This window comes from Verrucomicrobiota bacterium (assembly GCA_039192515.1).
Lineage (GTDB): Bacteria > Verrucomicrobiota > Verrucomicrobiia > Methylacidiphilales > JBCCWR01 > JBCCWR01.
In genome coordinates this window covers 1-3,481 of record JBCCXA010000081.1, presented here as the reverse complement: position 1 = coordinate 3,481, position 3,481 = coordinate 1, and the positions used below count along the sequence as shown (strand labels likewise).

The window sequence follows — 3,481 nt, the reverse complement described above, 5'->3', positions numbered from 1 at the left end:
GGGGAGGGATCTGAAGACAGTGAAGGCCGTACTCGTTTCTGGCCCACATTAAGCCAGGCTATTAGTCAGGCAGGCGGCATTACCCGTTCTGCGGATGTTCGTTCTGTTGAGATTACCCGAGAAGGGTTGTTTGAGCCCATTAAAGTCAATCTCTGGGATCTTGTAGAAACTGGAGACCTGCGTCAAGACGTGCTTTTACGCGATGGAGACCGAATTATTGTTCCCACCGCAGAATCAATTGATAGTTCGGAAGTTATTACCTTAGCGAATACCACCTTTGCTCCTACGTCTATCAAGATCAATGTTATTGGGGAGGTCAAGGCTCCTGGTAGCATTTCAGTGCCTCCCAATACTCCTCTGAATCAAGCTGTTTTAACGGCTGGTGGGTTTAATTCGCGTGCTCGAACAGGGCGAGTTGAGTTGATCCGTCTAAATCCCAATGGAAATGTCACCCAGCGCTCAGTGGATATCGATCTTGCTGAAGCGGTCAATGAAGAACAAAATCCAGTCCTTCAGGAGGGCGACACTATTATTGTTGGACGTTCAGCGTTAGCTGCAACTTCAGATACTGCCGGTCTAATTTTTTCCCCTCTGACAAGTTTACTCCTTGGGATTTTTGGTGTTAATAACTAATTTTTAACTTATTTCAGTGCGCTTTAGAGCATTAACTCAGTATTACTTCTTCTATTGGTACTTTTGACGGCAGCCTGACTCACTATGAACTTTATTCGTAACGTTATTGACCTTAACCTTAAGTACTTGTTCGAGGCGACTCGCCGAGGCATGGTACCGGCAACAACGGCATTTCTGCTGGTGGTTTTGGGTGCTGGTGTAGTGGCTAAGCTGTTAAAACCGACCTATTTAGCTGAGTCAAAGCTTCTGTTCAAATTAGACCGTGCAGCGTCATTGACTGGTTTAGAAAATGGTGAAGCAGGTCCTCTAAGTACCTTGTCCTTTGCTCAGAGTCCCCTTAATTCTGAGATTGAGATTATTACCTCTAAACCCCTGGTAAAAAGAATTATTGATACGCTTCAACTTAAGGACGATGACGGAAAAGAGCTGAAGATCGAAGACTTCTTAGAAAACTTGAATGTTCAAGTTATCTACTCTACAGATGTTCTATCGTTCCAATACCTGGACGAAAATCCTGTTAAGGCGGCTGATATCCTGAACACCATGATGGAGCTGTATAGAACAGAAAAGCTCAAAAGCACACAGGTGGATACCGCCAGTGCAGGGGCATTTTTGGACCAGCAGTTGCCGATTACGGCTGAAAAAGTAAGGGCTGCTGAATATGAACTCCGTATCTTTCGAGAAACTTACAACGTAGTTGACTTAGCTAAGGAAACCGACTCTGCAGTTTCATTTCTAGATACTCTTCGGAGAGAACAATCAGATTTAGAAATTACCTTAGAAGAAAGAGCAATGATTGCAGAGACTCTGGGTACTGAGCTGCAGCTCAGTGTGACAGATGCCATCAAAGTAAATAGTCTTAGTCAGTCAAAACGTATTCAGGATATTTTGACTGACCTCAACAAAGTCCGTCTTGATATTGCGGCTATGAGTGCAGGCTTTACGGAAGAAAGCCCCTTAATTCAAGATCTTCGAAGCAAAGAAACTACGTTAACGACGTTACTTGAGGAAAGTGTTCAAGATATTGCTGGCACTGGAGTTCGTCAGGGTTTACTGGAACTGGGAGCCTCTCGCATAAAGCTAATTGACCAATATGTAGATAACGATATTAAAATCAAGAGTCTCACTCAGCGACTGAGTGCAGTTGAGTCTAATATTGCGCGATACCAGGAGCGCATCAATGTTTTCCCAGAATTAGAGCAACGACAGCGTGATTTAGAACGTAAGCTATCTGCAGCGCAACAAACCTATCAGGAGCTACTTAATAAGCGGCAAGAGCTACAGGTTAAGGAAAATCAAATTACCAACTTTATCCAGGTGATTGAACCTGCAGTTCCACCTGAAAAACCCTCTTCTCAGGTGGCTATTAAGATTATGGCTATGGGTATTATTGCAGGCTTTGTACTGGCAATTTCTATTATCGTTGCCATCGATTTCTTTATTGTGGATGTCAAGGGGACTAACAAAATTTATGACCCTGACACCTATAATCTGCCTTCGGAGCTTTAAGGCTCAAGCTGGAATCGTGGGTGTTTATGACTCTTTAGATATCCTTCTGGTCAAGGTTACTTATTCATACTGATATCAAAACCACGGTTCTATGGTGATTCAAAATGTTCCAATCCACGAGTTAGAGCTTGATGGCCCTTCAAAGTTATCAAAGCGAAGAGCTCTGATTAATAAGTGGTTCAATAGGTTTGAATATGCCTTTGCTTTTATATCACTACTGGTTTATTCAGACGCTATTTTAGTTGGCATTATTACCCAAGGAGCGAGTGAGGGAGACAATGAACACCTCTTTATGACGGCAAACTACACGCCGATTAAGCTGCTCTATTTTCTCAACTATTTTTTGACGATTGTTTTACTTGCTTGTCGGTATAAGCGAACTCTTTATGCCTTGCAAAGTAACCCTATATTCGTTCTTATTTCAATCTATATCCCTTTGACCGTTTTTTGGTCTTACAGCCAAGGTGCAACATTTATGGCTGGTCTGGCCTTAACCTTCTGCACGTTATTTGGAGTATACTTGGCCACTCGCTTTAGTTTAAAGCAACAGGTATTTATGTTGGGATACCTGATGCTTACCTTCACGTTTTTAAGCTTTGTTTGGGGGGTGATTTTACCAAAATATGGTGTGATGGGAGGCGTACACCTCGGGGCCTGGCGTGGTGTTTTTGTGCATAAAAACCATGCTGGAAGAATGATGGTGTTAGCCATCCCTATCCAGTTTATGCTCTTCCACTATGTAAAACACAGGTATCAAAAGTGGATGTACCTGGTGGGGATGGGGTTATCGTTCTTGCTGATTATTCAGACGACGTCCGGTGGTGCGTTAATTAACTGTATGTTTATGATGACTATTGTGGTCATTACGCGAGTATTTGAAGCAGAGCCCCGTAAGCTTTTGCTATCGGTTATTTTTCTAGCTGCTGCTGGTGCGTTTATTACTATGGCCTATAACCCTCTCATGACGTTTGGGTTGAGGCTAATTGGTAAAGACCCCACACTGACCGGGCGTACAGATATTTGGGAATATATTATTGACCAAATTGCCAGACATCCTTTCCGTGGCTATGGATTAAATGCATTTTGGGGAGGAACCGACAGTGCGGCAAGATATGTTATCGAACGGGCTGGCTGGGAAGTGCCGGACTCGCACCATGGTTTTTTAGACATGACGCTACAAATTGGCATCATCGGCAGCACCATGGTGTGTCTGGCCCTATGGCAAACGGTTCTCAGAGGAATTGCCCGCATCCGTCTCTATAAATCTTGGCTTAGTAGCTGGCTGATGGTCTATGCCCTATATATGGTTGTGGTAAATCTTTCAGAAACATCACTGTTG

At 43.4% G+C, this 3,481-nt stretch carries 3 protein-coding genes; all 3 read left to right on the top strand.

Going from position 1 to position 3,481, the window contains the following annotated elements; translation table 11 throughout:
• On the top strand, positions 1-633 hold a 633-nt coding region (locus tag AAGA18_15905; protein ID MEM9446825.1), incomplete at its 5' end, for an SLBB domain-containing protein.
• A gap of 84 nt (positions 634-717) precedes the next feature.
• Positions 718-2,142: a GumC family protein gene (locus tag AAGA18_15900; protein MEM9446824.1), complete on the top strand. Its 1,425-nt coding sequence runs from the start codon at positions 718-720 to the stop codon at positions 2,140-2,142.
• 91 nt (positions 2,143-2,233) lie between these two features.
• On the top strand, positions 2,234-3,481 hold a 1,248-nt coding region (locus tag AAGA18_15895), incomplete at its 3' end, for an O-antigen ligase family protein (protein ID MEM9446823.1).